The following is a 22,727-nucleotide window of genomic DNA, read 5'->3' on the forward strand; positions in this document are numbered from 1 at the left end:
CGGTGCCGGCCTGAGCCAAAGCTGTGCATATTGTTCGCGGCCCCTCCGCTCCGCTGCGGACCGCTCATCGCGGCGCCCGGCGCAGGTGTGAGCCGGCGCGGGCGGCGCCCAGCAGCAGGCCGAGGACGGCCCGCTGCGCGGCGCGGGCGCGGCGCATGCGCAGCAGCGACAGCACGACCCACAGGCGGGACTCGAGGACGTGGTTGGGCGAGCCGTGCACGTCGTCGTGCTCCATGAGGTGGAAGCGGCGCAGGTGCCGGCGCAGCAGCGCGGGGTCCGCGGCGGGGATGATCTCGTCGCGGCGGCTGGCGAGGTAGTGCACCGGGATGTCGAGGGCGTCCAGCAGCGGCTCGTCGAGGCGCCAGGCGGGCAGCTGCGCGAACAGCGCCGCCTCCTTCATGCCCGTGAGGTGGGTGAGGGTGTCGACGGTGATCCTCGGCAGCCGCGCCTGCCACCCGGCGTCGGTGAAGAAGTCGGAGACCGGCGCGCCGGAGGTGACGATGCCGCGGATGCGCTCGTCGGTGGTGGCGCAGCGCAGCGCCATGTGGCCGCTGAAGCTCAGCGCCACGAGGTAGGTCTCGGAGACGTCGAGGTACTGGCCGATGCTGTCGAGGACGGCGGTGATCTGCCGCCAGCTGTCGGCGCCGTAGCGGGTGGTGTTCTCGCCGACGCCGGGCATCTCGGCGACGACGCCGTGCATGCCGAGGCGGCCGGCCTGCAGCAGGATCGGCGCCCACTGTTCCTTGACGGTGACGATGCCGCCCATGACGAGCAGGACGGGGCGCCGGCCGCCGGGCCGCAGCGGGGTGGTGAGGCAGTGCACGGTGCCGGCGCCGGTGTCGACGGCGTGGCGCTCGATGGCGGTGTTCGCGCGCCGCCACTCGTCGAATGTGGACACGCAGCGGCGCAGCGCCTCCTGGCGGGCCGGGCCGTCAGGGTACGGGAAGCGGGCCATGGCGTAGTGGCGGCTGGCGCGCAGCAGGTCGCCCTCACCGGCCCAGCGCTCGGCCTCGCGGGACCACTCGGCGGTCCACGAGCCCGGTGCGCCGTCCTCGTCGGTGCGGATGCGTTCCAGCAGCGGCAGGTAGCGGCTCGGCGGGATGTTCTGCGTCCCGGCGTGCACGGTCACGAACTGCTTGAGCTCCTCGACGTCAGGCACCGTAGCCCTCCAGCCCGTCCTTGATCTCGGTGAGCACGTCGGCGGCCTCGGCGCCGTCGATGACCCGGTGGTCGAAGGCGAGGCTCAGGCGCATGAGCGGCGCGATGGCGACGGCGCCGTCGCGCACGACCGGGCGGTCGGCGATCTGGCCGAGGCCGAGGGTGACGGTGGTGCCGCCGACGGAGTGGAAGCTCTGCACCGGGCGGTGGCCGAGCGAGGTGACGGCGAAGGTGCCGACGCGCTGGGCTCGGGTGCGCAGCGGGCGGACGGTGCGGCGGAACGCCATCGAGCCGACGGTCGCCGGGAGGCGGTGCAGGGCGCGGACGCCGGCGAACTCGGGCATGCGGTCGGGGTCGCCGTCGCGGTAGTGCTCGACCTGGCGCTGGATGTCGTCGAGGCCGGCGAGGTCGAGGTCGGGCAGGACGGCGGCGAGCACGACACGGCGGCCGTCGATGGTGCGGTCCAGGGTGAGCTTGCCGTGGACACGGTCGTGGTACGCGATGCGGGGCCGGATCCGCCCGGTGACCGCCGCGTTGGCGTCCGGGTGCTTGGCCAGGACGGCGGCGGCGGTGTGCAGCACGTAGCTGACGATGGAGTAGCGCACGGGGCCGCCGCGGTGGCGCCGCACGTTCGTCATGTCGACGTCGGTGTCGAGGAACACCGGCGAGAAGTCGCGGATCTCGTTGAGGAAGAACAGCGTGTGCCGGCGCTGCCGGGCCAGCGGCGCGACGCTCATGCCGCCGCCGCCAGGTCGTAGATGTCGCGCAGGCTGCCGGCCTCCAGCACCGCCGGCATGGAGATCTGCCGGCTGCTCTGGCGCTCCAGCAGCACGAGCACGGTCAGCAGGTGCATCGAGTCCCAGCCGGGCACGGCGTCGAGCGAGCCGCCGGCCTGCTCGAGCGTGATCGGCAGGCCGAGCTCCTCCTGCAGCAGCCCGACGAACTCCTCGAAGGTCTTCACCGGCTGGCTCCCTCCAGCTGGGTGACGAGCCGCACGTGTGGCGCCGGCTCGATCACGTCGGTCAGGTCGTGGCGGAAGGTGCGGCTCGCGCCGTCGTCGGTGGCCACGGCGAACCCGTACGACGGGAAGAGGTCGCGGACGTTGCCGTTCTTGGCGGTGGCGACGTATCCCGCGTGCACCTCGCGGACGCCGGTCGCCCGGGCGTGGCGCAGCAGCGCGGCCAGGCAGGTCTGCTCGATGCCGCGGGCGAAGACGCGGCAGCTCAGCAGCATGTTGTCGATGTCGAGCCGGTCGGCGCTGCGGCGGGCGAACACGGCGCCGACGAGGCCGTTGTCGCCGAAGCGGTCGCCGGCGTGGATGGTGAGCACCAGGTGGGCCGGGTCGTCGAGGCGGGCCCGGACGTCGGACTGCTGCAGCCGCTGCGTGGTGAGGTTGAACTGGTTGGTGCGCAGCGTGATCTGCGACAGCCGGGGCACGTGCTCGGCGCGGGCCGCGTCGAAGGCGACGGTGACCTCGAGGCCGGCGAGGTACTCCTCGATGGAGTCGAAGCGCTGCAGGAAACTGCTGCGCTGGGCCTCCTGGCGGTAGAGCGCGGTGCGGGCCCGGTCCTCGGCGGTGACGTCGAGGGCGTCGAACCAGCCGTCGCGCAGCAGCTTCGTCACGTGCCGGGCCGGTTCGTCGTCGAGCTGGACGACGGCGACCTGCGGCAGCTCGGCGCGCACGAGGCCGCACTCGTAGGGGCTGTCGTCGGCGAAGACGAACGCGTCCAGGCCGAGGTTGAGCGTCTCGGCGAGGCGGGCCAGGTTGTCGCTCTTGGGCTGCCAGTTCGCGGTGACGTGGGCGAAGTCGTCCTCGCGCAGCGTCATGCCGGGGTGCTCGCGCAGGGCCTGCTGCACCGGCTCGAGGTCGTTCTTGCTCACCGCGGCGAGCAGGACGCCCTGGGTGCCCAGCTGGCGGGCGACGCGCTGGAAGGCGCGGAAGGCCTCGCCGCGGTACGTCTCGTGGACCTCGATCCCGTCGATCCCGTCGTCGCCGAGGACCCCGCCCCACACGGTGTTGTCGAGGTCGAGGGCGAGCACCTTGCGGGTCCGGCCGGCCAGCGCGCGGCACAGGTGCCCGGCCTGCCGGGCGTAGCGCAGCAGCAGCGCGTCGGACAGGTGCGCCTTGGCGTAGGTGCTCATCCGCGGGTCGTGCACGGCGATGCCCTCGGCGGCGATCGGGTCGAGGTCGAGCACGACGATGCGCGGGTCGGTGGCGGCGAGCTCGAGCAGGCGGGTGTTGGCCGCCCGCCAGGCGATGCCGAGCCGGGCGCGGGAGCGGTAGTCGACGAGCTGGTGTGCGTGGATCGCCGGCAGCGGCACGGTGTTGAGCACGAGCACGCCGGTGCCGTGCGCGACGTAGTGCTCGGCGAGGCCGGCGACCCGCCCGGCGAGCGCCTCGGCGGCCGCGCCGGCGTCCTCGGCGGTCCAGCCGGGCTCGAGGTTCGCGAAGACCTCTTCGGCGTCCAGGGCGCACAGCACGATCTGGGGTTGCCGTTGGTACACCGTGCTGCCCGGATCCCCGAGGTCGAACACGTAGCCGTCGAAGTCCCCGACGGTGGCCTCGAGCACGAGCCCGTGCCGGGCGGCCTCGGCGGTCAGCGCGGTGCGCAGCGTGGCGAGGGTGCCGTGCCCGACGATCGCCGCGGAGACGGCCGGCAGCGACGGGTGCTTGGCGCGCAGGTCGGCGGGGTCGATGCGCTGCAGCAGCCGCCCGGTGCGCAGCAGCTCGTCGGGGCCGGCCTCGGCGAGGCGGGCCGGCAGGTCCGGGTACTCGGCAAGGAGATCCATGTCGCCTCAGCACCTCTCCAGCGCGAAGCCGGCCTTGATCCACTTGCTGGACTCGACGGCGATGCCGAGGGCCCGGTCGCCGGGCGCCATCTTCGACAGCGCCTGCTCGATTTGCAGGAACGGCAGGGCGTTGCCGGTGTTGCCGGTGTCCACGACGCAGGAGATCTCGGTGGCGACCGGCAGGTCGAGCTGCTCGACGATGCGGGCGGTCATGCGGCCGGACAGCTGCGGCGGCAACAGGTAGTCGACGTCGGTGCGGTGCCAGCCGAGCTCCTCGAGCAGCTCCTTGAGGATTTCGACGGCCATGACGGGTACCGACTGCTCAATGGCTTTGAAGTCCTCGACGGCCGCCGGGCGCTGCGACGTGCGGTCGGCCGGCCCGAACCAGTCGAGCGTGTGCCCGGGCGCCCGTCCCTTGCCGGTGAGCCGGTTGAGCAGGCCGCGGATCGCGGTCGAGTGCGCGACGGGCTCGGTGGAGAGCACGGCGGCGCCGGCCGCGTCGCCGAAGAGGACCACGTTGACGAGCTCGGCGCTGGGCAGCTTGCGCAGGTCGACGCCGAGGTCGAAGTACTTCGTGGAGACGTCGCCGGCCAGGACCAGGGCGGTGCGGGCGCCGCCGGCCAGCATCCGGCAGGCGACGTCGAGCGCCTGCACGGCGCCGGCGCAGCCGGACTGCAGCTGGTAGGTCGGCACGCCGTCGATGCCGAGCCGGTCGGCGACGACGTTGACGGTGGCCGGCATCAGCGTGTCCGGGGTCGCCGTGCCCATGACGACGACGTCGACGTCGGCCGCGTCGATCCCGGCCCCGGCCAGGGCCCGCTGCCCGGCGCTCGCGGCCAGGTCGGCCAGGCTCTGGCGCACCTCGCCGGTGGCCAGGTCGATGGACAGGTGCCGGTTGCGGGTGCCGACGAACGCGTCGACCCACTGCGTCCACACCGGGTCCATGCGGAACCGGCGGGCCAGGGCGCCGTTGTCGACCGGCTGCCCCGGCAGGGTGCTCGCCGCGGAGAGGATCCGCACGTCCGGGCGCTCCATGCTGCCCCTTCCCGTTCGCAGATGCTGTACGCCGTACGCCTCATCGTGGTTGCGGCCGCTAAAGCTGGCCTAAGCCACGACTTGCTTTAGCGGGCCGCAAGGCCGCCGTTAGCGGCGACGAGCACGGTGCGGACATGCAGACGGACGGGAACGCCGGTCGGCCGGACACCGTGCACTCCAAGACGGGCGCCCCGCCGCCGCAGCCGCGCGTCTGCGTGATCGTCGACGACCGTGAGTGCGGCGTCGCCGCGGTCCGGCACGCGGCGGCCCTCGTCGCCGGCGGCGCCCGTCCGCTCATGGTGCTGATGCGGCAGCGCTCGCACCTGTCGGAGGCCCTCGCGTCGGCGCAGGGCATCGTCGTGCCGGGCGCGAAGTCGTTGCGGGTCAACACCACGTTCCGGCTGGTCGCCGCGGCCCTGGCCGAGAGCGGCGCGCCGTGGGAGTTCCATGCCCTCGACGAGGGCGGCGCCGCGCTGGTCACCGACGTGCCGACCACGCTCGTGTACGCCGCGCACCGCCGCGGCCACGTGTGGCTTCCACTTCCATGGCCCGGCTCGGGCTCACCCGGGATAAAAGTGATCGACCGGGCGGGGACCTCGTTGGTACCCGTGCGCTGCGATCGTAGGCGGCGCCAACGACAGCCGAAGGAGCACACGCAACGATGAGCAGTACCGTGGTGATCGCGGGCGGCGGGCCGACCGGCCTCATGCTCGCCGGCGAGCTCGGGCTCATGGGGGTCCGCGCCGTCGTCGTGGAGGAGCGGGCCGAGCCGGCCACCGTGTCGCAGGGCATGGGCATGCACGGCCGCACGCTGGAGGTGTTCCGGCAGCGCGGGCTGCTGGACGAGGCCGGCGTCGCCCGGCTGCCGGTGTGGCCGCGCACGCCGTTCGCGATGATGTGGCTCGACGTCGCGTCGGCCGGCCCCGAGGACCAGACGTACGCGTTCCCGCAGTGGCGCACGGAGGCGCTGCTGGAGGCGCGGGCCCGCGAGCTGGGGGCCGAGATCCGCCGCGGCGCCCGGGTGGCCGGCCTGGCCGACCATGGCGACGGGGTCAGCGTGCGGATCGCCACCGCCGGCGGCGAGGAGTCGCTCGAGGCGGCCTACGTCGTCGGCTGCGACGGCGAGTTCAGCGCGGTGCGGTCCGCGGCCGGCATCGACTTCCCGGCCGAGGGCGACACGTACTACGGCATGATCGGCGACGTGCCGCTGAGCGACCCGGAGGCGGCCTTCTCCAACGGCCGCTTCCCCGGCGGCATGTTCGCGGTGCTGCCGCTGCAGCCGGGCGCGGTGCGGTTCATGACCGTCGAGTTCGAGCGCGAACGCCCGCCCGCGGGCACCCCGGCGACCGGCGACGAGCTGCTCGACGCCGTCGAGCGCATCACCGGCGAGCGCCCGGACGTCACGCCCGGGTGGGTGTCACGCTACGGCAACCACACCCGGCTGGCGACGCAGTACCGCAAGGGCCGCGTGTTCGTCGCCGGCGACGCCGCGCACGTGCTGTTCGTCTCCGGCACGCAGGGGCTCAACGCCGGCATCCAGGACGCGGTGAACCTCGGCTGGAAGCTCGCCGCCGCCGTGCAGGGCTGGGCGCCGGAGGGCCTGCTCGACACGTACCACGCGGAGCGCCACCCGGTCGGCGCGCGCCTGGCCCGCCACGCCCGCGCGCAGATGCGGCTGCTGCACCCGTTCGACTGCGTCGGCGACGTCCGCGAGCTGTTCGGGGAGTTCCTGCGGTACCCCGCCGTGCACCGCTTCCTGCTGGAGCAGAGCACCGACGATGTGTACGCGATGCCGGCCGGCGACGACGAGCTGCTCGGCCGGCGGCTGCCCGACGCGGCGGACCTGCTGCGCGACGGCCAGGGCCTGCTCGTCGACTCCACCGCCGAGCCCCTCGACGTCGCCGCCTGGTCGGACCGCCTGCGGCTCGTGACGGCTTCGGCAACGCCCGCCCGGCGCGTCCTCGTGCGCCCCGACGGGATCGTGGCCTACGTCGGCACCGACGACGAGGAGACGCGGGCCGCGGTGCGCACCTGGTTCGGCGAGCCGGCGGTGGCGGGAGTGAGCGCATGACCGTCGCCGACGCGACCGGCCCCGGCGACACCGTCGTCATCGGCGACAAGGTGCCGATGCCGGTCCTCGGCCTCGGCGTGTTCCAGCTCTCGGGCCGGCAGGTGCGCACCTCGGTCGCCGCCGCCGTCGACGCCGGCTACCGGCACGTCGACACCGCGTCCATCTACGGCAACGAGGCCGACGTCGGCCGGGCCGCGCGCGACGCGCCCGGCGGCGGCGTGTTCGTCACCACCAAGCTGTGGAACTCCGACCAGGGCGCGGGCTCGGTCCGCCCGGCGTTCGAGCGCAGCCGTCGCGCGCTCGGCGTCGACGTCGTGGACCTGTACCTCATCCACTGGCCCGTCCCGCGGCTGCGCCTTGACAGCTGGCAGGTGATGGAGGAGCTGCTCGAGGAGGGCAAGGTCCGCGCCATCGGGGTGAGCAACTACATGGAGCGCCACCTCGACGAGCTCCTCGCCGTGGCGAAGCACCCGCCGGCGGTCAACCAGATCGAGCTCTCCCCGTTCTGCTACCGCTCGCGGGCCGCGGTGGTCGAGCGCTGCCGGCAGGCCGGGATCGTCGTGCAGTCGTTCAGCCCGCTGACGCAGGGCCGGATGCTGCGCGACCCCGGCGTCGCCGCGGTCGCCGGCCGGCACCGCCGCAGCGCCGCGCAGGTGCTCATCCGGTGGGCGTTGCAGAAGGGTGTGGTACCGCTGCCGCGCTCCACCAACCCGCAGCGCATCGCCGCGAACGCGGACGTCTTCGGCTTCGCACTGACCGACGACGACATGGCCGTCCTCGACGGCCTCGACCGGAACCTGGTGGTCCAGCCGGGTTGGGATCCCACCGGCGCGCCGTAGGGCGACGCAGGCAAGGGCACGTAGGAGGGATACACATGAGAACGGTCAGACTCGGCCGCAGCGGCCCCGAGGTGTCGGTGCTCGGCCTCGGCTGCATGGGCATGAGCGAGTTCTACGGCCCGGCCGACGACCAGGAGTCGCTCGCCACGATGGAGCGGGCCCTGGAGCTCGGCGTGACCACGTTCGACACCGCCGACACCTACGGCATCGGCGAGAACGAGCGCCTCGTCGGCGCCTTCCTCAAGGGCCACCGCGAGGAGATCGTGGTGGCCACGAAGTTCGGCCCGGTCCGCGACCCGCAGACGCGGGGCCTCAAGGGCCTGCGCGCCGACCCGGAGTACGTGAAGGAAGCCTGCGAGGCGAGCCTGTCCCGCCTCGGCACCGACTACATCGACCTGTACTACCTGCACGTGCCGGACCCGAAGGTCCCGATCGAGGACACCGTCGGCGCCATGGCGGAGCTCGTCGCCGCGGGCAAGGTGCGCTACCTGGGCCTTTCCAACCTCGACGAGGCCCACATCCGCCGGGCGCACGCGGTGCACCCGATCACCGCGGTACAGAAGGAATGGTCCCTGTTCACCCGCACCGACGAGGCCGACGTCGTGCCCGCCTGCGCCGAGCTCGGCATCGGGTACGTCGCGAACTGCCCGCTCGGCCGCGGCTTCCTCAGCGGCGCGTACACGTCGTCCTCGACGTACGAGCCGGGCGACGTGCGCAGCATCGTGTCCCGGTTCGTGGGCGAGAACGCGGACCACAACCAGCGCCTGCTCGACATCGTGCGCGGCGTGGCCAAGCAGTACGACGCCACCCCGGCGCAGGTGTGCCTGGCGTGGCTGATCGCCCGCACCGAGGCACACGGCCTGGGCGTGCTGCCGATCCCCGGTACGAGCAACCGGGAGTACCTGGAGGAGAACCTCGGCGCCGCGGCCCTGACCCTGACCGCCGACGACCTCGCCACCCTCGAGCCGATCGCGGCGCAGGTGGCCGGCACCAACCAGCACGCCGCCCCACCCCCGAAGCCCTGACGACCACGCGAAGGGCCGGCCGCGAATGTTGCGGCCGGCCCTTCCTGCGCTGCTGACGACCGTCAGATGTCGTTCGACGACCTCTCGCGTAGCTCATAGCGACTCGCCACCGCGTACGCCGCCGGCGAGGACATGCCCCTGCTATGGCAACGCACCTGACGTCGTGGAAGAGACGGAGCGGCGGGACGGCTCCGGCGCGCCGGACAGGCGTTGCTGCTCCTGCGCCACGATCATCCGCGCCAGTTGTACCTCGGAGATGTCCACGGCGCCGGGTGCGGCCTGCGCGATGGTGCTGTGCCGGACGTACGCGTCGAAGAGCTGGGCCTTCGAGCCGAGGATCTCGATCATGCGCTCGTCGACGGAGTCGGCGATCAGCAGGCGGTGCACCTGGACGGTGCGCACCTGGCCCATCCGGTGTGCGCGGGCGATCGCCTGGGCCTCGATCGACGGCTTGACCTGCGGCTCGCACAGGATCACCACCGAGGCCGCCTGGATGTTCACGCCGACGCCGGCGGCCTCGATCTGGCACACCAGGACGGCCGGCTTCTTCGAGGCGGTGAACTCGTCCACGATGCGCTGGCGGTCGGCGACCGGCGTCGAACCGGTGATCGGGCCGCGGGCGTCGGCGCCGAGCGCGGCGCACACCACGTTCAGGACGTCGCGGAAGTACGAGAAGACGACGACCTTGCGACCGTTGGCCATCGCCTCCCGGGCCAGCTCCAGCAGGCGGGTCAGCTTCGCCGAGTCGCGCGGCCGGCGGACCGCGAACGCCGCCCGGCGCATCGCCATGAAGTTGCCCTCGCGCACCGCGTCCCGGTACGCGTCCCCGTCCTCGGCGCCGAACTCCTCCCACTCGTCGACCTGCACGAGATCCGGCAGCTCGGTGAGCACGTCGGGCTGGTTGCGGCGCAGGTACACCGGGGCGGCCGCGCGCCGGAACGCCTCGACGCTGATCGCCGCGTGCTCGGGCCCCATGCCGGCGGCGACGTCCGGACGCAGGTGTTCGATCAGGGCGCGGAACTCGTCGATCCGGTTCTCCATCGGCGTACCGGTGAGGAACAGCACCCGTTCGGACTGCGCGGCGACCCGGTTGACGGCCTGCGACCGCTTCGCGCCGGGGTTCTTCACGTAGTGTGCCTCGTCCACGACCAGCAGTGCGGGCCTGGGGTGGCCGGCGCCGAGCGCGCCCAGCGAGCCGAACGTGACCACGCCGACGCCGCCCTGGGCCCGCCACCGGGCCACCGCCCGCGCCCGGCCGCCGCCGTGCAGGCTGACGACCGGGATCGTCGAGTGCCGGGCGATCTCGCGGGACCAGTTGATCAGTACGCTGGCCGGGCAGACAACGAGGAAGTGCGTGGCGCCGCGGGCCGCCAGGTGCGCCATCGCGGCGATGGCCTGGACCGTCTTGCCCAGCCCCATCTCGTCGCCGAGCACGACCCGCCGCTGCACCAGGGCGAACCGGGCGCCGAACGACTGGTACCCGCGCAACCGCAGGCTGTCGTTGAGCCGGGACGTGTCCAGCTGCTGCGCGCCGACCCGCTCGACGATGTCGGCGGGCAGGAACCCTTCGCTCGCGGCGACGTCGCCGCCGAGGCCGACGACCTGGCTGAGCAGCGCGTAGTAGTCCGCCGAGCGCCGCTCGAAGTCGCGCCAGACCTGCCTGTCGCCCGGCGTGCGGACGGCGCGCGCCTCCTTGGCGGCCCGCGGCAGCCCGCTGGACTCGGCCGCGTCCACCACGGCCCGCACCCGCCGCGCCGCGTCGTCGGCGACCGCCTTGTCCCCGGCCCGCATGAACAGCCGCCGCACCCGTCCGGCCGCGCTCGGCTCGGCGATCGGGCGCTGCTCGGCCAGCTCCGCGGCGAGCCGCCCGGCGTCGGCCTCGTGCGCACCGGCCGCGTGCCACACCGCGCCGAACCTGGCCAGCGCCCGCAACAAGCGGGTCATCTCGACGTTCTTCGGGTCGAGCTCGATCCGGAACTGCAGCGAGTCCCGCGCCGCCCGCTTGAGCTGCTCGGCGGCGTGGATGGTCTTGCGGGCCGTGCCTTCGCCGATGCCGGGCACCCGGACCAGCCGCTCCGGCCCGGCCCGCAGCACGTCGGCGACCGAGCAGATGCCGTGCGCCGGCAGCTCGTCCAGCCGGGCCCGGCCGTCCACGGTGTCCTTGACCGTCTCGATCGACATCTTGCCGATGGCGGTCCACACCTGCGGCTCACTCGCGACCGCGTACGCCTCGACGACCTCCGCACGCGCCGCGCTGATGATCTCGACGATCGCCTCGGCGTCGGCCTGCGCCGCGGCGGCCCGAGCCAGGAGCGCACGCGTCTCCCGGCGGCTGGGGGCCGTCATCGCGACGGCCGTCGGAGCAACATGTCCTTGAACGTACCGACAGATCACCAACGGCGCTCGGTTCGGGTCAGCGACCGGCAGATTCAATCGATATCATCGAACCTTTCACAGCGCGCGAGCGGCGGGGGCAGCGATGGCGGGCGAGTCAAGGAACGGCCGGCGTGCGGCGCTGGCGGTGGCGGCCGTCCTGGTGATCGGCGCCGTGGTGGGTGTCGTCGCCTGGCGCTCCCGGGACGCGGCCCTGCCGGATGCGTCGGCGTCGCCCGGACCGCGGGCCTCGGAGCTGTATGCGGCCGACGGCACGACGCTGATCGCGCGGTTCGACACCGACGACCCCCGCGAGAGCTGCCTGCGGGCGCAGGTCAACGACTGGGGTTACTACTGCGACTACGTGGTCACGTGGTGGCAGGCGCAGGCCGCCTTCGGGGCCGACGAGGCGCAGCGGCTCGATCGCCTGCGCCACGGCGGGTACCGTATCGGCGGTTCGCTCGACCCGGGGCTGCAGGCCGGCGCGAAGCAGCGGGTCGACCAGCTCGTGCCGGTCAGCGACCGGAAGGTGTTCTCGCTGGCCACGATCGAACCCGGCACCGGCCTGGTCAGGACGATGGCCGTGAACCGCAACTTCCGCCGCCCGCCGTCCCCGAGCCCGTCGCCGACCGGCTCCGACCAGCCGCCGTGGCGATCCGCCGGACCGGACCTGGTGGACCCGCTCGTCACCGGCGACGCCAACACGCCCGGCGAGGCGGCCGGCGCGCCCTTCATGATGTTCACGCTGGCCGCGGCGCTGGAGGGCGGCCTGACGCTGAACCACACGATCGACACGCAGCAGGTGTACAAGTCGAAGTACGTCATCGACCCGCAGAGCCCGATGGCCTGCCAAGGCGGCCACTGGTGCCCCGCCAACACCGGCGACCAGGCGTACCTGTCGGGGCCGCGCACCATGTGGGACGCGTTCGGCCACGCGGTGGTGACCTACTTCGTGCCGCTCCAGGAGCGCATCGGCGCGGACAAGGCGGTCGCCATGGCCAACCGGCTGGGCATCACCTTCCGCAGCGAGCTCGACCGGCAGCTGAGCCAGCCGCCGAGCAGCGCGTCGTGGGGCGCGTTCACGCTCGGCGTCTCGTCGACCGCCACCCTGGACCTGGCCAACGCATACGCCACCCTGGCCGCCGAGGGCACCCGCTGCGACCCGCTCCCCGTGACCCGGGTCGCCGACACGGCCGGCCGGGCGGTTTCCGGCATCGGGCCGCACTGCGAGGCGGTGCTGCGCCCCGAGGTGGCCCGCGCCGCGATCGACGCGGGCCGCTGCCCGCTCGGCGACCGCTCCGCATTCGGCGACCACTGCGGCGCCGGCAACCTGCCGGCCACGACCGTGCGCGACACCGTGGGCCGCCCGGTGTTCGGCCAGTCCGGCCAGACCGGCAGCCGCAACACCTTCTCCGTGGTCGTCGCCGGGCCCCAGCTGGTCACCGCGGGCATGATCGCGACCGCGCCGTGGGCGAGCGGCGGCACGGTCCAGATCCCCACCGGCGTGCCGGAGGGCGCCGTCGGGGCGGTCGCCGCGGTCGAGCGCGACGGCCTGGCCCCGCTGCCGGTCCGCGACTTCACCGCCCCGCCTCGGGAGCTCGCCTTCGCCGCCTGACAGTGCGACACGGGACGACTACCAGGCGCTTCGGCCCTCGTTCAGGTCGAATATCCGGACCCCATCGGGCAGGTGGTCCGGGACGCCGGCGAACGGGTTGCCGTCCAGCCTGAGCGTGGTGAGGCTGCCGAGGTTCGCGAAGCTCTCCGGCAAGGCGCTGAGACGGTTGTCGCTCAGGTCGAGCGACACGAGCTGGGTGAGATTCCCGATCGACTCCGGCAAGGCGGCAAGGTCGTTGTGCGACAGGTCGAGCCGGACGAGCGAGCGAAGGTCACCGACCCAGTCGGGCAACGTCGTGAGCCGGTTGCGCGACAGGTTCAGATGGGTCACCCCGGTGAGATCGGCCCGATGCAGCCTGCCACCGGACATGTCCACTTCGATCACAGATCCGTCCTCCGTTGCGGTCGGGGTGCTGCCACCCTACGCATGGCAGACTCCGGGGATGGTTCAGGATCTCCGGGTGCGCGGCGGCGGCGAGGGCGACCCGCTGCTGCTGTTGCTGCATGGGCTGGGCGCGACCGGTGCCGTGTGGTCCGGGTGGGCGCCGGAGCTGGCGCGCCGCTGGCCCGGCCGATGGCTGGCGCCCGATCTGCCCGGCCACGGCGGGTCGGCGGAGCTGTCCGAGTACACCTTCGATGCCCTCGCCGACGCGGTGCGCCCGCTGGCGGAGTCCGCCGGCCGCACCGTCGTGGTGGGGCACTCGCTCGGCGGCGTGGTCGCCCTGGCGTTGGCCGCCCGCACCTCGGTCGCGGCGATCGTCGGGCTCGGCATCAAGGTCGCCTGGAGCGCCGAGGACCTGGACCGTGCGCAGGCGCTGGCCCGGCGCCCGGTGGCCTGGTACGACTCGCAAGAGGACGCCCTCGCCCGGCACCTGCGGGTCTCCGGACTGGCGAACCTCATCACCGACCAGGACCCCGCGGCGCAGGAAGGCATCCGCGAACAGGACGGCCGGTGGCGTCTCGCCATGGACCCGCGCGCGTTCGGGGTGGGTGCACCGGACATGGCCGGCCTGCTGGCGCGGTCATCGGCGCCGGTCGTCCTGGCCCGGGGCGAGCGCGACCCGATGAACACCGACGAGCAGCTCGCACAGCTGGGTGTACCGGCCGTCACGCTGGCCGGACTGGGGCACAACGCCCACGTCGAAAGCCCAACGCGGTGCATGGCGCTGCTGGAGGCCTGAGCGTTTCAGCGGGCCCGGAACAACGCGAATGCGGCGGGCCGGTCCGTGCGCAGGTGCACCCGGACCGCGCCAGGATCGGCGTCCAGCACGGTCACCTTCAGCTCCGCACCCTCCACGACGGCGCCGGCGCTCGCGATCGGAACGAACCCGCGCAGCTGCACCGGCTCGCCCGCCCTCCCGGGCGTGTGCAGCAGCCCGTCGAGCGCATACCGGGTCGCGCCGTCGTCGCTGTACTCGGCGCTCGCGATCGTCACGACCAGCGTGCCCTCGACCCCGTCCGCCAGCCACTGCCGCTCGATGCCCCGCCCGTTCCTGAACGCGACCACGAGGCCGAGCCCGGCCAGCAGGATGGCGGCCCCCAACGCGATCCGGGACCACGGCCGCTCGAGCACGCCCATCCCGGCGCACGCGAGAACCGCCGCGATGAACAACCCCCAGGCGACCCGATGCATGCAGGCACGGTACCGGCCGGGGCCGATCCGATCGCCGCCTCTGTCGCCTACTCTCCAACAGGTGAACGATGATCTGCATGCGTTCCTCGTACGCGGACGATGCGCGGCTCCTCGCCTGAATCCGCTACGTCCGCGACGGGCAAGATGGCGACGGTGAACCGGTGGGCGGGGCTTGCGGCGCTGCTCGCGGGGTTCTTCGTCCTACTCGTCGACATGACGATCGTGGCGGTCGCGAGCCCGAGCATCCAGAACGGGCTCGGGCCGGGCGTCTCCGGGCTGTTCTGGGTGACGGCCGGGTACCTGCTGGCGTTCTCGGTCCCGTTGCTCGTCGCCGGGCGGCTCGGCGATCGCTACGACCCGAAGCGCGTGTTCCTGGCCGGTATGGCCGGCTTTGCGGTGGCCTCGGCGTTGTGCGGGCTGGCGCCGTCGATCGGCTGGCTCGTGCTCTTCCGGGTCGTGCAAGGCCTTGCGGCGGCCGCGATGGCTCCGCAGCCCCTCACGCTGATCCGGCGCCTCTTCGCCGCGGGCGAGCGCGGGCGTGCGCTCGGCATGTGGGGCTCCGTCGCGGCGGCCGGCACGCTGCTCGGCCCGATCCTCGGGGGCGTGCTGACGGCGGTCCTCGACTGGCGATGGATCTTCTGGGTCAATGTGCCGTTCTGCGGTACCGCATTGCTCATGGGACTGCGCTGGATTCCCGGCAGCCGCGGTCACGCCGCGCGGCTCGACCTGCTGGGGGCGCTCACCAGCACGGCCGGCCTCGGCCTGCTCGTCTGGGCGCTGCTCGCCTGGCGCGACGTCCCGGCGCCCGCGGTCCTCGCCGCCGTCGCCGTCGCCGTCGCGCTGCTGGCCTTCTTCGCGTTGCACGAGCGGAGGATGGGGTCGGCGGCGCTGGCTCCGCTGGGGCTCTACCGCTCGGCCGGCTTCCTCGCGGCCAGCGTGGCGATGGCGGCGCTGGGCACGGCGGTCATCGCGATGGCGCTGCCGACGATGCTGTACCTGCAGCAGGCCAGGGGCCTCGGACCGGCGGAGGCGGCCCTGGTGATGACCCCGGACGCGCTCGTGGCGGCGGTGTTGTCTCCCGCGGCCGGCCGATGGGTCGACCGCGCAGGCCCGCGCCGCCCGGCGATCCTGGGCACGGCGCTGCTCACGGCGAGCCTGGTGCTCATCGGGCTCGTGGTCGTCCTCGAAGCCGACCCGTGGTGGGCGGCGGCCGGGGCCGCGGTGCTCGGCCTCGCGAACGCCGTGGCCTGGTCACCGCTGTCGGCCGCCGCAATGGCGTCCGTGGACTCGGCGGCGGCCGGCGCGGCCTCGGGCATGTTCAACACCACCCGGCAGGTGGCGGCCGTGACGGGCGTCGCGGTCACGGGTGCGGTCCTGGCCGGCCTGGGCTCGTCCCCGACGCTCGCCTTCGGCGTCGTGTTCGCGGTGCTCACCGTGGTCGCGCTGGCCGGCGTCATCGCCGCGGCCCGTCTGCCGGGCGGAGGCCGTCGATGAAGAAGCGGGTGCGGCGGTCGTAGTCCTCGCGGGACGGCGGGCGCAGCGCGCGCAGCGCCAGGCCGTTGGCGACATCGGCGTAGTAGAGGTCGCCGGGGGTGAAGTCCCTGCGCACCACGCCCGCGTCGTGGCCCCGGCGCAGCAGGTCCTCGGCCGCCTTGGTGGCGGCCCTCGCCAGCGCGGCCAGCTGGGCGGAGTTCGGGTACAGCATCAGCAGCGCGTCGGTGAAGGCGGGCTCGCGGTACTGCAGGTCGCGGCGGTCGCTCACGTACGTGGTGACGGCCGTCCACGGGTCGTCGATGCCGCGTGCGCGCTCCATGACGGTGTGCATCTCGGCGGCCACCAGCTCGCCGATCACGGCGTCGATCAGGCCCTCGCGGCCGCCGAAGCGGTTGTACACCGTGGCCTTGCTGACGCCCGCCGCCGCTGCGATGTCCTCCAGCGGCGTGCTCAGGCCGCGGCCCCGGAACGCGGCGATCGCGGCGGCGCGGATCTGGGCGACGTTCCGCGCGGCGTCGGCCCGTAAGTGCGCGCTGGATTCCACAAGGTCCACGGTAGCAACTTGACGGCACCGTCAACTTGACCCTAGCGTCAAGTTATGACCAAATCGATTGCCGTGGTTGGGGCGGGTCCGGGACTCGGGCGGGCGATCGCCCGCCGGTACGCCCGCGCGGGGTACACCGTGGCGCTCGTGGCCCGCCGCGAGGGGCCGCTCGAACAGATCGCCAAGGAGCTGAACGGCGACGGCGCAGTGGTACACACGATCGTCGCCGATGTCGCCGACGTCGACGGCATCCCCGGGTTGGCCGGGCGCATCCGCGACGCCGTCGGCGAGGTCGACGTGCTGTACTACGGCGCCGCCCCCGACGGGTTCGGGCCGGTGCTCGAGCTGTCCGTCGAGCGCGTGCAGCAGCTCATGCCGCTCGGCGTGCACGCGCTGGTCGCGCTCGTGCGGGAGTTCCTGCCGGGCATGCTCGCCCGCGGGGCCGGCGCGATCCTCAGCGCGCAGGGCGCCAGCGCGATGTACGGCAACCCCAACATCGCCGGCGGCGTCATCCTGGCCGCCCAGCGCAACTACCTGCAGGCACTGCACGCCGCCGTGGCGGACAACGGCGTCTACGTCGGCGGGCTGTACATCGGCGCCGCCATCGAGCACACGCCCTTCCACGCGCGGATGGCAGAGGCCAAGGCGGCCGGGGAGCCCGTCCCCGACATCCCGGCCGTCGACCCGGACCACCTCGCGGACCTTCTCTGGACGATGCACACCTCGACACGCGTACCGGAGGCCGGCTACCCGCGGCTCCTCTAGTCGCCGGGCTGGTCGCCAGGCTGTAGAACGGTCACTATGCCGAAACGCATCGACTACGACGAGCGGCAGCACGCGGTCTACAGCGAGGGCCGCGCGCTGTCCGACGAGCTCGCGCGGCTCTGGTCCGGCGCGTTCGCGCGCTGGGCGCCCGCACACCGCCCGCTGGCCGCCCTGGACCTGGGCTCGGGCACGGGCCGCTTCACGCCGATCCTGGCCGAGGTGTTCGGCGGCCCGGCCTACGGCGTCGAGCCCTCCGAGCGGATGCGCCGCCAGGCCGCGCCACACCCGAACGTGCGGTACCTGCCCGGCAGCGCCGAGGCCATCCCACTCCCCGACCGCTCCTGCGACGTCGTGCTGATGTTTCTGGTACTCCACCACGTCACCGACCGCCGCCGCGCCGCGGCTGAGATCGCCCGCGTCCTGCGCCCCGGCGGCCGCCTGCTCATCCGCAGCGCGTTCACCGACCGCATGCCCGACCTGCTGTGGCACCACTACTTCCCCGCCGCACGCCGGATCGAGCTGCAGGTGTTTCCCAAGCTCACGGACGTCACGGACGTCTTCGAGGAGGCCGGCATGACGGTGGCCGGCCTGGAACGGGTGCGCGAGACGATGGCTCCCGACCTGGCCGCATACACCCGGCGCCTGCGGCTACGCGCCATCTCCACGTTCGAGCACCTGACCGAGGACGAGATCGAGCGCGGCTTCGCCGCCCTGGACCGCGCGGTCGCGGCGCACGACGTCCCGGGCCCGATCACGGGCGACAGCGACCTGCTCGTGCTCGAGCATCACCAGGGCCACTCGCCCTCGTAGAGTCGAGTCAGGCGCCGAAGCCCGCGTACCGGCCGCCGTGCTGGCGCGCCAGCGATGAGAGCTGCGCGACCCGGGCGTGGTGGCCCGGGTCGGGCGGCAGGTCCGCAAATGCCACCGCGATCCGCGGGCGGCCCTGGAGGACCTCGCCGCCGAGGTCGTCCAGGGCCGCCACGCAGTCGGCGACGGCCTCGTCCGGGATCTCGAGGTAATAGGTGGTACGGCGGGGCTGCGGCTCCGGGTAGTCGCCGTACTCCTCCGACATCGCCCAGTGCATGCGCTGGCACAGATCGGCCAGCAGGGCGTTCAGCTCGCCCGCCGACGCGCCGGCCGGCAGCGGTCCGTGGTCGGTGAGGCGGTTGAGCAGGCGGTGCACCAGATCCGGTGGCAGCTCGTCGACCACCAGGTGGGCGTGGACGGTCACCAGCACGCCGAACAGGGCCTCGAGGTCCGGCATCGGCAGTGCCCGCGTACGCGGCTCCATGCCAGCGACGGTACCGGAACGGCACGTCCGAACGGGGCTCATGTCCATACCCGCAGGCGTGCCGAACCGCGTGGTGCGCTGCCGCGCACCGTCGACACCGCCGTGGGCCTGGTCGCGAAGCTGTACAAGGGCAGCTGGCTCACGAGCGCGGTGGTCCTCGTGGCGACGTTCATCTGGGCGTTCCGCTTCGGCCACACGCCGAAGTCCGTCGGCGACAAGCTCGTCGCCGACCTGGGCGGCGGCCCGGACGCCGTCGCCGCCACGCCGTACCTGAACGCGGAGCTGGGGCTGGGCGCCCTGATCCTGCTGTTCGGGCTCCTGGTCGGCTCGGTCGGCGTCTCCCCGCGGGTCGGTGGCACACTGCTCGGCCTGTTCTGCCTGACGCTGCTGGTCCTCTGCATCGCCGGCCAGGTCATGCACTGACCTGGCCGGCACTCCGCGGGCGTGCAGTCGCCCTGGACGCTCGACGAGCTCCAGGCCGCGGTGTCAGCACCGTGGCTCGCCGGGGCTATCCGGCGGTGAGTGCGCCGACGAGCGCGGCGACGAGATACAAGGCGACGGCGACCGCGAAGCCTGTGGTGTACGACGTGGTTGTCGCCACCGTCGCCAAGGTGGCCAGGCCGATCGCGCCGCCCACCTGGCTGCCGGCGGTGAGCAAGGCTGAGCCGATGCCGGCCTCGGAGTCGTCGATGCCGCGCACGCCGATGCCCGTGGCGACGACGGCGGTGGCGCCGAGGCCCATGCCGGTGACCAGCGAGGCGGGCACGAGGACCGCCAGGATGTTCCGGTCCGGGGTGAGCAGGCAGAACCAGGCGGTGCCTGCGGCGGCGAGCAGCAGGGCGGCGGCGAGGGCGATCCGCGGCGACGCGCGGCGCAGCAGCTGCGGGCCGATAGCGCCGGCGGCCAGGCCGAAGCCGATGGCGAACGGGAGGTACAGCAGGCCGGTGCGCAGCGCCGAGTAGCCGAGCTCCTGCTGCATGTAGAGGGTCAGGAAGTAGTACGTCGCGAAGGAGCCCGCCGACATGATGAGCGTGACGGCGTTGGCGCCGGCGCGGGCGCGGTTGGCGACGACGTCGCGCGGGATCATCGGCAACGCTGCGGTGCGCTGGATCGCCACGAACGCTGCCAGGAGTACCACCGCGAAGGCCAGCACGCCGAGGACAATCGGGTCGCTCCAGCCGCGCTCGCCGACGCGGTTGATCGCGAACACCAGCGCGCCGACGCCGAGCGTGGCGCTGGCGCCGCCGGCCAGGTCGAAGCGGCCGCGGTCGCGGTTGCCGTCGTGCAGGGTGGCCGTGCCCAGGAGCAGCGCGGCGACGACCGGCACGTTGACGAACAGGACCCAGCGCCAGCCGGCGTAGGTGGTGAGCACGCCGCCGAGCAGCAGGCCGAGGACCGATGCGAGGCCGGTCATCGCGCCGTACAGGCCCAGGGCGCGGGTCCGGGGCTGGCCCTCCGGGAAGGTGCTGACCAGCAGGGAGAGCGCGCCGGGGGTGGCGATCGCGGCGCCGACGCCCTGCACCGCGCGCAGGGCGACGAGCCAGCCGCCGCCGGGTGCCAGGCCGCCGAGCAGCGATGCGATGCCGAAGAGTGCGAGGCCGACGCGGAACACGCGGCGGCGGCCGAGCACGTCGGCGGCCCGGCCGGCGGCGAGCATCAGGCCGCCGAAGGTGAGCGCGTAGGCGTTGATGACCCAGTTGAGGCCGGACGGCGACAGGTGCAGGGAACGCTCGATGCTCGGCAGCGCGACGATCATGATGGTGCCGTCGAGCACGACGATGAACCGGGCGACGGCGATGACCCAGGTGGCGACGCCGAGGCGGCGGCCGGCGGCCGGCGGTGCCGGCGCGGTCGTGGCGCTCATGACGTCACCGCCGGGGCCCACAGGTCCAGGCGCTCGTAGGCGGCGCGCCAGGCTCCTTCGTAGTTGGCGCGGCCGAAGGCGGGCAGGCGGGACAGGACCCGTTCGGTCCACTCGGCGCTCTGGCCGTCAAGCAGCCACGGGAAGTAGACGTCGATTTCGGCGCCGACCCGCTGCATGTGCACGGCGGCGAAGCGGGACCACTCCTCGCCGCTCAGGGTCGCGTCGACGAGCGCCAGGCCCTCGGCCTCCTCGTGCTCGAGGTGGCCGCGCAGGCTCGCCGCCAGCGCCTCGACCGCGCCGCCGAGGCGCTCGTGGCCGCGCTCGCGGTCGGCGACGGCCGCCTCCACCGCGGCCAGCAGCGGGTCGATGGCGGCGTGCTCGGCCTCCATCGCCTCGAGCAGCGCGAGCTCGTCCGGCCGGCCCGCCAGCCGCGCCGGCATGACGCCCCACACCGTCTCGTCCTCGGTGGTGTGGTGGATGTGCAGGTACCTGGCGAACATCCGCCAGCCGAGGGCGGCCCGCAGCACCCGCCCGGGATCGTCGCCGCCGCCGGCCGCGATCCGCTCGATGCGCTCCAGCTCGCGCCGGAAGGCGCCGTGGATGGTCAGCATCATCGTCATGTCCAGGTCGTACTCGCCCCGCATGTACCCTCCCGCATTTCGTTACCTGACGTAATAGTTACATGCTGACACGATTGCGTCTAGGTATGATTTTCGGGTGGATGAGGAGATCCGGCCGCCGACGTTGCTCGGCCTGCCGTCGTACCTGGCCGGCGCCGTCGCCCGGGTCGGACACCGACTGCTGGTGGAGGCCCTCGCGGAGCACGACCTGCGGCTGCCGCAGTTCGCCGTGCTGGCGGCGCTGTCCGACTTCGGGCCGGTGGCGCAGCACGAGCTGGCGGACCGGCTCGCGATCAACCGCAGCCACCTGGTCGGCTACCTCGACGACCTCGAGGGGCGCGAGCTGATCCAGCGCGAGCGCGACCCGAGCGACCGCCGCCGCCAGCACGTCGACCTCACCGCGCACGGGCGCGCCCGGCTGGGCGAGCTGCTCGAGGTGGCGCAGCGCTCGCAGGCCGAGTTTCTGCAGGTGCTGTCCGAGCGAGAGCGGCAGACCCTGCTGACGCTGCTGCGCCGCGTCCTGTCGGCGGACGACCGCTCCCGCTACCCCTCGTAGTCCGGGTCGGACGGGTTCGAGGATCCGGGCTGACCGACGCCCGGCGCTCAGTATGTTGATCGTTGATGACGATCGCGGCCGCCGTCCGGTTCGCGCCCGCGCCCGGCAGCGGATGGGTGGCGGCGCGGGCCGCGGCGACGATGCTCGTGGCGCTGAGCGTGCTGTGGTGGGCCGGGCGGCTCGACCACGCGGCGTACGCGACGTTCGGCGGTTTCGCGTCCGTCTACGGCGGGGCGGTCCGCTCGGCGCGGCGGTGGCGGTTGCAGGCCGGCGTCGGCGCGCTGCTGACCGCCGCGGTCGGGTGCGGCGTCGCGGTCGGCGCGCTGCCGCATCGGGCCTGGGTCTCCGTGCCGCTGGCGGCGGTGTGGGGTGCGGGCGCCGCGGTGCTGTCCGACCGGTTCGCGTGGCGGCCGGCGGGCCCGATGTTCGCCGTGTTCGCATTCTCCACCTGTGCCGCGATTCCGGTACACCCACGCGGCATCGCCACCGCGGTGCTCGTGGCCGCGTGCACCGCGGCGCTCGCGGTCGCCCTGGGGGTCATGGAGGTGTGCATCGCCGGGCCCGCGGCCGACGTCCGAGGCCCGAGCCCGGCGCCGCGGGAGTGGTGGCGGGTGCACGCGATGCGCTGCGCGGCGGCGGTGCTGATCGCGGGCTCGGTGACGACGGCGACCGGGCTCGGCCACCCGTACTGGGCGATGACGGCGTCGGTCGTACCGTTGTCGGTGATCACGCTGCGCCTGCAGGTGACGCGGGGCCTGCACCGGGTGGTCGGCACGCTGCTCGGGCTCGCGCTCGCGGCCGGGCTGCTGGCGTGGGCCCTGCCGATGCCGGGGGTCATCGCCCTGGTGGTGGGCTGCCAGGCCGCGACGGAGCTGCTGGTGGCGCGCAACTACGCCGCCGCGCTGGTCTTCATCACCCCGCTGGCGCTACTGATCGGTCAGGTGGCCGACCGGCGGCCGGTCGGCGAGCTGATCCTCTCCAGGCTGGTCGAGACCGTGGTCGGGGTCGGCGTGGGCGTCGCGGTCGCGTTCGCCACGCGCCAGCGCCGCTGAGGC

24 protein-coding genes are annotated in these 22,727 nt (G+C 73.6%); 12 read left to right on the plus strand and 12 right to left on the minus strand.

Features of this window, described 5'->3' with window-relative positions; all coding sequences use genetic code 11:
• Window positions 1–64: 64 nt before the first annotated feature.
• From ABD901_RS29415 to ABD901_RS29435, 5 genes are read right to left on the minus strand one after another with little or no spacing between them, the layout of a single operon-like run.
• Window positions 65–1,159 carry an alpha/beta hydrolase family protein gene (locus tag ABD901_RS29415; protein ID WP_345131393.1) on the minus strand — a complete coding sequence of 365 codons (1,095 nt, stop codon included), beginning with the start codon at window positions 1,157–1,159 and terminating at the stop codon, window positions 65–67.
• Window positions 1,152–1,895, minus strand: coding sequence for a 2-oxo acid dehydrogenase subunit E2 (locus ABD901_RS29420; RefSeq protein WP_345131394.1), 744 nt, complete (start codon window positions 1,893–1,895; stop codon window positions 1,152–1,154). The genes ABD901_RS29415 and ABD901_RS29420 overlap by 8 nt, the downstream gene beginning before the upstream one ends.
• On the minus strand, window positions 1,892–2,119 hold the full coding sequence (locus ABD901_RS29425; RefSeq protein WP_345131395.1) for an acyl carrier protein: 228 nt from the start codon (window positions 2,117–2,119) through the stop codon (window positions 1,892–1,894). The genes ABD901_RS29420 and ABD901_RS29425 overlap by 4 nt, the downstream gene beginning before the upstream one ends.
• Entirely contained in the window at window positions 2,116–3,948 is a 1,833-nt protein-coding gene (locus tag ABD901_RS29430) for an HAD-IIIC family phosphatase (RefSeq protein ID WP_345131396.1), read from the minus strand. The genes ABD901_RS29425 and ABD901_RS29430 overlap by 4 nt, the downstream gene beginning before the upstream one ends.
• A 6-nt stretch (window positions 3,949–3,954) precedes the next feature.
• A complete protein-coding gene (locus tag ABD901_RS29435; RefSeq protein ID WP_345131398.1) occupies window positions 3,955–4,983 on the minus strand; it encodes a 3-oxoacyl-ACP synthase III family protein in 1,029 nt (342 codons plus the stop codon).
• A 134-nt stretch (window positions 4,984–5,117) separates the two neighbouring features.
• Here ABD901_RS29435 and ABD901_RS29440 point away from each other — a divergent pair, with 134 nt between their 5' ends.
• Genes ABD901_RS29440 through ABD901_RS29455 form a run of 4 tightly spaced genes read left to right on the plus strand, consistent with a single transcriptional unit; the run spans window position 5,118 to window position 8,918 of the window.
• The gene (locus ABD901_RS29440) at window positions 5,118–5,648 is read left to right on the plus strand and encodes a hypothetical protein (RefSeq protein WP_345131399.1); all 531 of its coding nucleotides are present in this window, start codon (window positions 5,118–5,120) and stop codon (window positions 5,646–5,648) included.
• On the plus strand, window positions 5,645–7,054 hold the full coding sequence (locus tag ABD901_RS29445; protein WP_345131400.1) for an FAD-dependent monooxygenase: 1,410 nt from the start codon (window positions 5,645–5,647) through the stop codon (window positions 7,052–7,054). Before ABD901_RS29440 ends, ABD901_RS29445 begins: the two co-directional genes overlap by 4 nt.
• Complete coding sequence (locus tag ABD901_RS29450) at window positions 7,051–7,893, plus strand: aldo/keto reductase (RefSeq protein ID WP_345131402.1); 843 nt, start codon at window positions 7,051–7,053, stop codon at window positions 7,891–7,893. The genes ABD901_RS29445 and ABD901_RS29450 overlap by 4 nt, the downstream gene beginning before the upstream one ends.
• 35 nt (window positions 7,894–7,928) lie before the next feature.
• Complete coding sequence (locus ABD901_RS29455; protein ID WP_345131404.1) at window positions 7,929–8,918, plus strand: aldo/keto reductase; 990 nt, start codon at window positions 7,929–7,931, stop codon at window positions 8,916–8,918.
• Window positions 8,919–9,059: 141 nt separating this feature from the next.
• On the opposite strand, the gene ABD901_RS29460 is transcribed toward ABD901_RS29455, so the two are convergent.
• Window positions 9,060–11,264 carry a DEAD/DEAH box helicase gene (locus tag ABD901_RS29460; protein WP_345131406.1) on the minus strand — a complete coding sequence of 735 codons (2,205 nt, stop codon included), beginning with the start codon at window positions 11,262–11,264 and terminating at the stop codon, window positions 9,060–9,062.
• A 133-nt stretch (window positions 11,265–11,397) separates the two neighbouring features.
• Here ABD901_RS29460 and ABD901_RS29465 point away from each other — a divergent pair, with 133 nt between their 5' ends.
• On the plus strand, window positions 11,398–12,906 hold the full coding sequence (locus ABD901_RS29465; protein ID WP_345131408.1) for a penicillin-binding transpeptidase domain-containing protein: 1,509 nt from the start codon (window positions 11,398–11,400) through the stop codon (window positions 12,904–12,906).
• Window positions 12,907–12,924: 18 nt separating this feature from the next.
• Here the strand turns inward: ABD901_RS29465 and ABD901_RS29470 are convergent, their stop codons facing one another.
• Window positions 12,925–13,290 carry a leucine-rich repeat domain-containing protein gene (locus ABD901_RS29470; protein ID WP_345131410.1) on the minus strand — a complete coding sequence of 122 codons (366 nt, stop codon included), beginning with the start codon at window positions 13,288–13,290 and terminating at the stop codon, window positions 12,925–12,927.
• 58 nt (window positions 13,291–13,348) lie between these two features.
• Between ABD901_RS29470 and ABD901_RS29475 the strand changes: the two genes are divergently transcribed.
• Window positions 13,349–14,086: an alpha/beta fold hydrolase gene (locus tag ABD901_RS29475; protein ID WP_345131411.1), complete on the plus strand. Its 738-nt coding sequence runs from the start codon at window positions 13,349–13,351 to the stop codon at window positions 14,084–14,086.
• Window positions 14,087–14,091: 5 nt separating this feature from the next.
• Here the strand turns inward: ABD901_RS29475 and ABD901_RS29480 are convergent, their stop codons facing one another.
• Window positions 14,092–14,538 carry a hypothetical protein gene (locus ABD901_RS29480; protein WP_345131413.1) on the minus strand — a complete coding sequence of 149 codons (447 nt, stop codon included), beginning with the start codon at window positions 14,536–14,538 and terminating at the stop codon, window positions 14,092–14,094.
• Between the two features lie 153 nt (window positions 14,539–14,691).
• Here ABD901_RS29480 and ABD901_RS29485 point away from each other — a divergent pair, with 153 nt between their 5' ends.
• Window positions 14,692–16,032, plus strand: coding sequence for an MFS transporter (locus ABD901_RS29485; protein WP_345131415.1), 1,341 nt, complete (start codon window positions 14,692–14,694; stop codon window positions 16,030–16,032).
• Here ABD901_RS29485 and ABD901_RS29490 read toward each other — a convergent pair.
• Entirely contained in the window at window positions 15,992–16,585 is a 594-nt protein-coding gene (locus tag ABD901_RS29490; RefSeq protein WP_345131417.1) for a TetR/AcrR family transcriptional regulator, read from the minus strand. The genes ABD901_RS29485 and ABD901_RS29490 overlap by 41 nt on opposite strands.
• A gap of 45 nt (window positions 16,586–16,630) precedes the next feature.
• On the opposite strand from ABD901_RS29490, the gene ABD901_RS29495 reads away from it, so the two are divergent.
• Together ABD901_RS29495 and ABD901_RS29500 are read left to right on the plus strand one after the other, a co-directional pair.
• A complete protein-coding gene (locus ABD901_RS29495) occupies window positions 16,631–17,341 on the plus strand; it encodes an SDR family NAD(P)-dependent oxidoreductase (protein ID WP_345131419.1) in 711 nt (236 codons plus the stop codon).
• A 36-nt stretch (window positions 17,342–17,377) separates the two neighbouring features.
• Window positions 17,378–18,151: a class I SAM-dependent methyltransferase gene (locus ABD901_RS29500; RefSeq protein WP_345131421.1), complete on the plus strand. Its 774-nt coding sequence runs from the start codon at window positions 17,378–17,380 to the stop codon at window positions 18,149–18,151.
• Window positions 18,152–18,158: 7 nt separating this feature from the next.
• Here ABD901_RS29500 and ABD901_RS29505 read toward each other — a convergent pair whose 3' ends face one another.
• Window positions 18,159–18,632: a hypothetical protein gene (locus ABD901_RS29505; protein ID WP_345131423.1), complete on the minus strand. Its 474-nt coding sequence runs from the start codon at window positions 18,630–18,632 to the stop codon at window positions 18,159–18,161.
• 102 nt (window positions 18,633–18,734) lie between these two features.
• Here ABD901_RS29505 and ABD901_RS29510 point away from each other — a divergent pair, with 102 nt between their 5' ends.
• Complete coding sequence (locus tag ABD901_RS29510; RefSeq protein WP_345131425.1) at window positions 18,735–19,055, plus strand: hypothetical protein; 321 nt, start codon at window positions 18,735–18,737, stop codon at window positions 19,053–19,055.
• Between the two features lie 85 nt (window positions 19,056–19,140).
• On the opposite strand, the gene ABD901_RS29515 is transcribed toward ABD901_RS29510, so the two are convergent.
• Together ABD901_RS29515 and ABD901_RS29520 are read right to left on the minus strand one after the other, a co-directional pair.
• Window positions 19,141–20,496, minus strand: coding sequence for an MFS transporter (locus ABD901_RS29515; RefSeq protein ID WP_345131426.1), 1,356 nt, complete (start codon window positions 20,494–20,496; stop codon window positions 19,141–19,143).
• A complete protein-coding gene (locus tag ABD901_RS29520) occupies window positions 20,493–21,140 on the minus strand; it encodes a hemerythrin domain-containing protein (RefSeq protein ID WP_345131428.1) in 648 nt (215 codons plus the stop codon). Before ABD901_RS29520 ends, ABD901_RS29515 begins: the two co-directional genes overlap by 4 nt.
• A 73-nt stretch (window positions 21,141–21,213) precedes the next feature.
• Here ABD901_RS29520 and ABD901_RS29525 point away from each other — a divergent pair, with 73 nt between their 5' ends.
• Both ABD901_RS29525 and ABD901_RS29530 read left to right on the plus strand, forming a co-directional pair.
• Window positions 21,214–21,672 (plus strand): MarR family winged helix-turn-helix transcriptional regulator, encoded by a 459-nt coding sequence (locus tag ABD901_RS29525; protein WP_345131430.1) that lies wholly within the window; start codon window positions 21,214–21,216, stop codon window positions 21,670–21,672.
• A 65-nt stretch (window positions 21,673–21,737) separates the two neighbouring features.
• Entirely contained in the window at window positions 21,738–22,724 is a 987-nt protein-coding gene (locus tag ABD901_RS29530) for an FUSC family protein (RefSeq protein WP_345131432.1), read from the plus strand.
• The last annotated feature ends 3 nt before the right edge of the window (window positions 22,725–22,727 follow it).

The sequence above is a fragment of the Dactylosporangium darangshiense genome, assembly GCF_039537565.1.
In the GTDB taxonomy this organism is placed as follows: domain Bacteria; phylum Actinomycetota; class Actinomycetes; order Mycobacteriales; family Micromonosporaceae; genus Dactylosporangium; species Dactylosporangium darangshiense.

What these genes read in the sequence shown, in the direction of transcription:
- ABD901_RS29465 (WP_345131408.1), top strand. Translation starts at nt 11,398, where the DNA reads ATGGCGGGCGAGTCAAGGAACGGCCGGCGTGCGGCGCTGGCGGTGGCG.
- ABD901_RS29480 (WP_345131413.1), bottom strand. Translation starts at nt 14,538, where the DNA reads ATGCATCGGGTCGCCTGGGGGTTGTTCATCGCGGCGGTTCTCGCGTGC.
- ABD901_RS29430 (WP_345131396.1), bottom strand. Translation starts at nt 3,948, where the DNA reads ATGGATCTCCTTGCCGAGTACCCGGACCTGCCGGCCCGCCTCGCCGAG.
- ABD901_RS29500 (WP_345131421.1), top strand. Translation starts at nt 17,378, where the DNA reads ATGCCGAAACGCATCGACTACGACGAGCGGCAGCACGCGGTCTACAGC.
- ABD901_RS29445 (WP_345131400.1), top strand. Translation starts at nt 5,645, where the DNA reads ATGAGCAGTACCGTGGTGATCGCGGGCGGCGGGCCGACCGGCCTCATG.
- ABD901_RS29455 (WP_345131404.1), top strand. Translation starts at nt 7,929, where the DNA reads ATGAGAACGGTCAGACTCGGCCGCAGCGGCCCCGAGGTGTCGGTGCTC.
- ABD901_RS29520 (WP_345131428.1), bottom strand. Translation starts at nt 21,140, where the DNA reads ATGCGGGGCGAGTACGACCTGGACATGACGATGATGCTGACCATCCAC.
- ABD901_RS29530 (WP_345131432.1), top strand. Translation starts at nt 21,738, where the DNA reads ATGACGATCGCGGCCGCCGTCCGGTTCGCGCCCGCGCCCGGCAGCGGA.
- ABD901_RS29420 (WP_345131394.1), bottom strand. Translation starts at nt 1,895, where the DNA reads ATGAGCGTCGCGCCGCTGGCCCGGCAGCGCCGGCACACGCTGTTCTTC.
- ABD901_RS29435 (WP_345131398.1), bottom strand. Translation starts at nt 4,983, where the DNA reads ATGGAGCGCCCGGACGTGCGGATCCTCTCCGCGGCGAGCACCCTGCCG.
- ABD901_RS29495 (WP_345131419.1), top strand. Translation starts at nt 16,631, where the DNA reads ATGACCAAATCGATTGCCGTGGTTGGGGCGGGTCCGGGACTCGGGCGG.
- ABD901_RS29460 (WP_345131406.1), bottom strand. Translation starts at nt 11,264, where the DNA reads ATGACGGCCCCCAGCCGCCGGGAGACGCGTGCGCTCCTGGCTCGGGCC.
- ABD901_RS29440 (WP_345131399.1), top strand. Translation starts at nt 5,118, where the DNA reads ATGCAGACGGACGGGAACGCCGGTCGGCCGGACACCGTGCACTCCAAG.
- ABD901_RS29505 (WP_345131423.1), bottom strand. Translation starts at nt 18,632, where the DNA reads ATGGAGCCGCGTACGCGGGCACTGCCGATGCCGGACCTCGAGGCCCTG.
- ABD901_RS29515 (WP_345131426.1), bottom strand. Translation starts at nt 20,496, where the DNA reads ATGAGCGCCACGACCGCGCCGGCACCGCCGGCCGCCGGCCGCCGCCTC.
- ABD901_RS29475 (WP_345131411.1), top strand. Translation starts at nt 13,349, where the DNA reads ATGGTTCAGGATCTCCGGGTGCGCGGCGGCGGCGAGGGCGACCCGCTG.
- ABD901_RS29450 (WP_345131402.1), top strand. Translation starts at nt 7,051, where the DNA reads ATGACCGTCGCCGACGCGACCGGCCCCGGCGACACCGTCGTCATCGGC.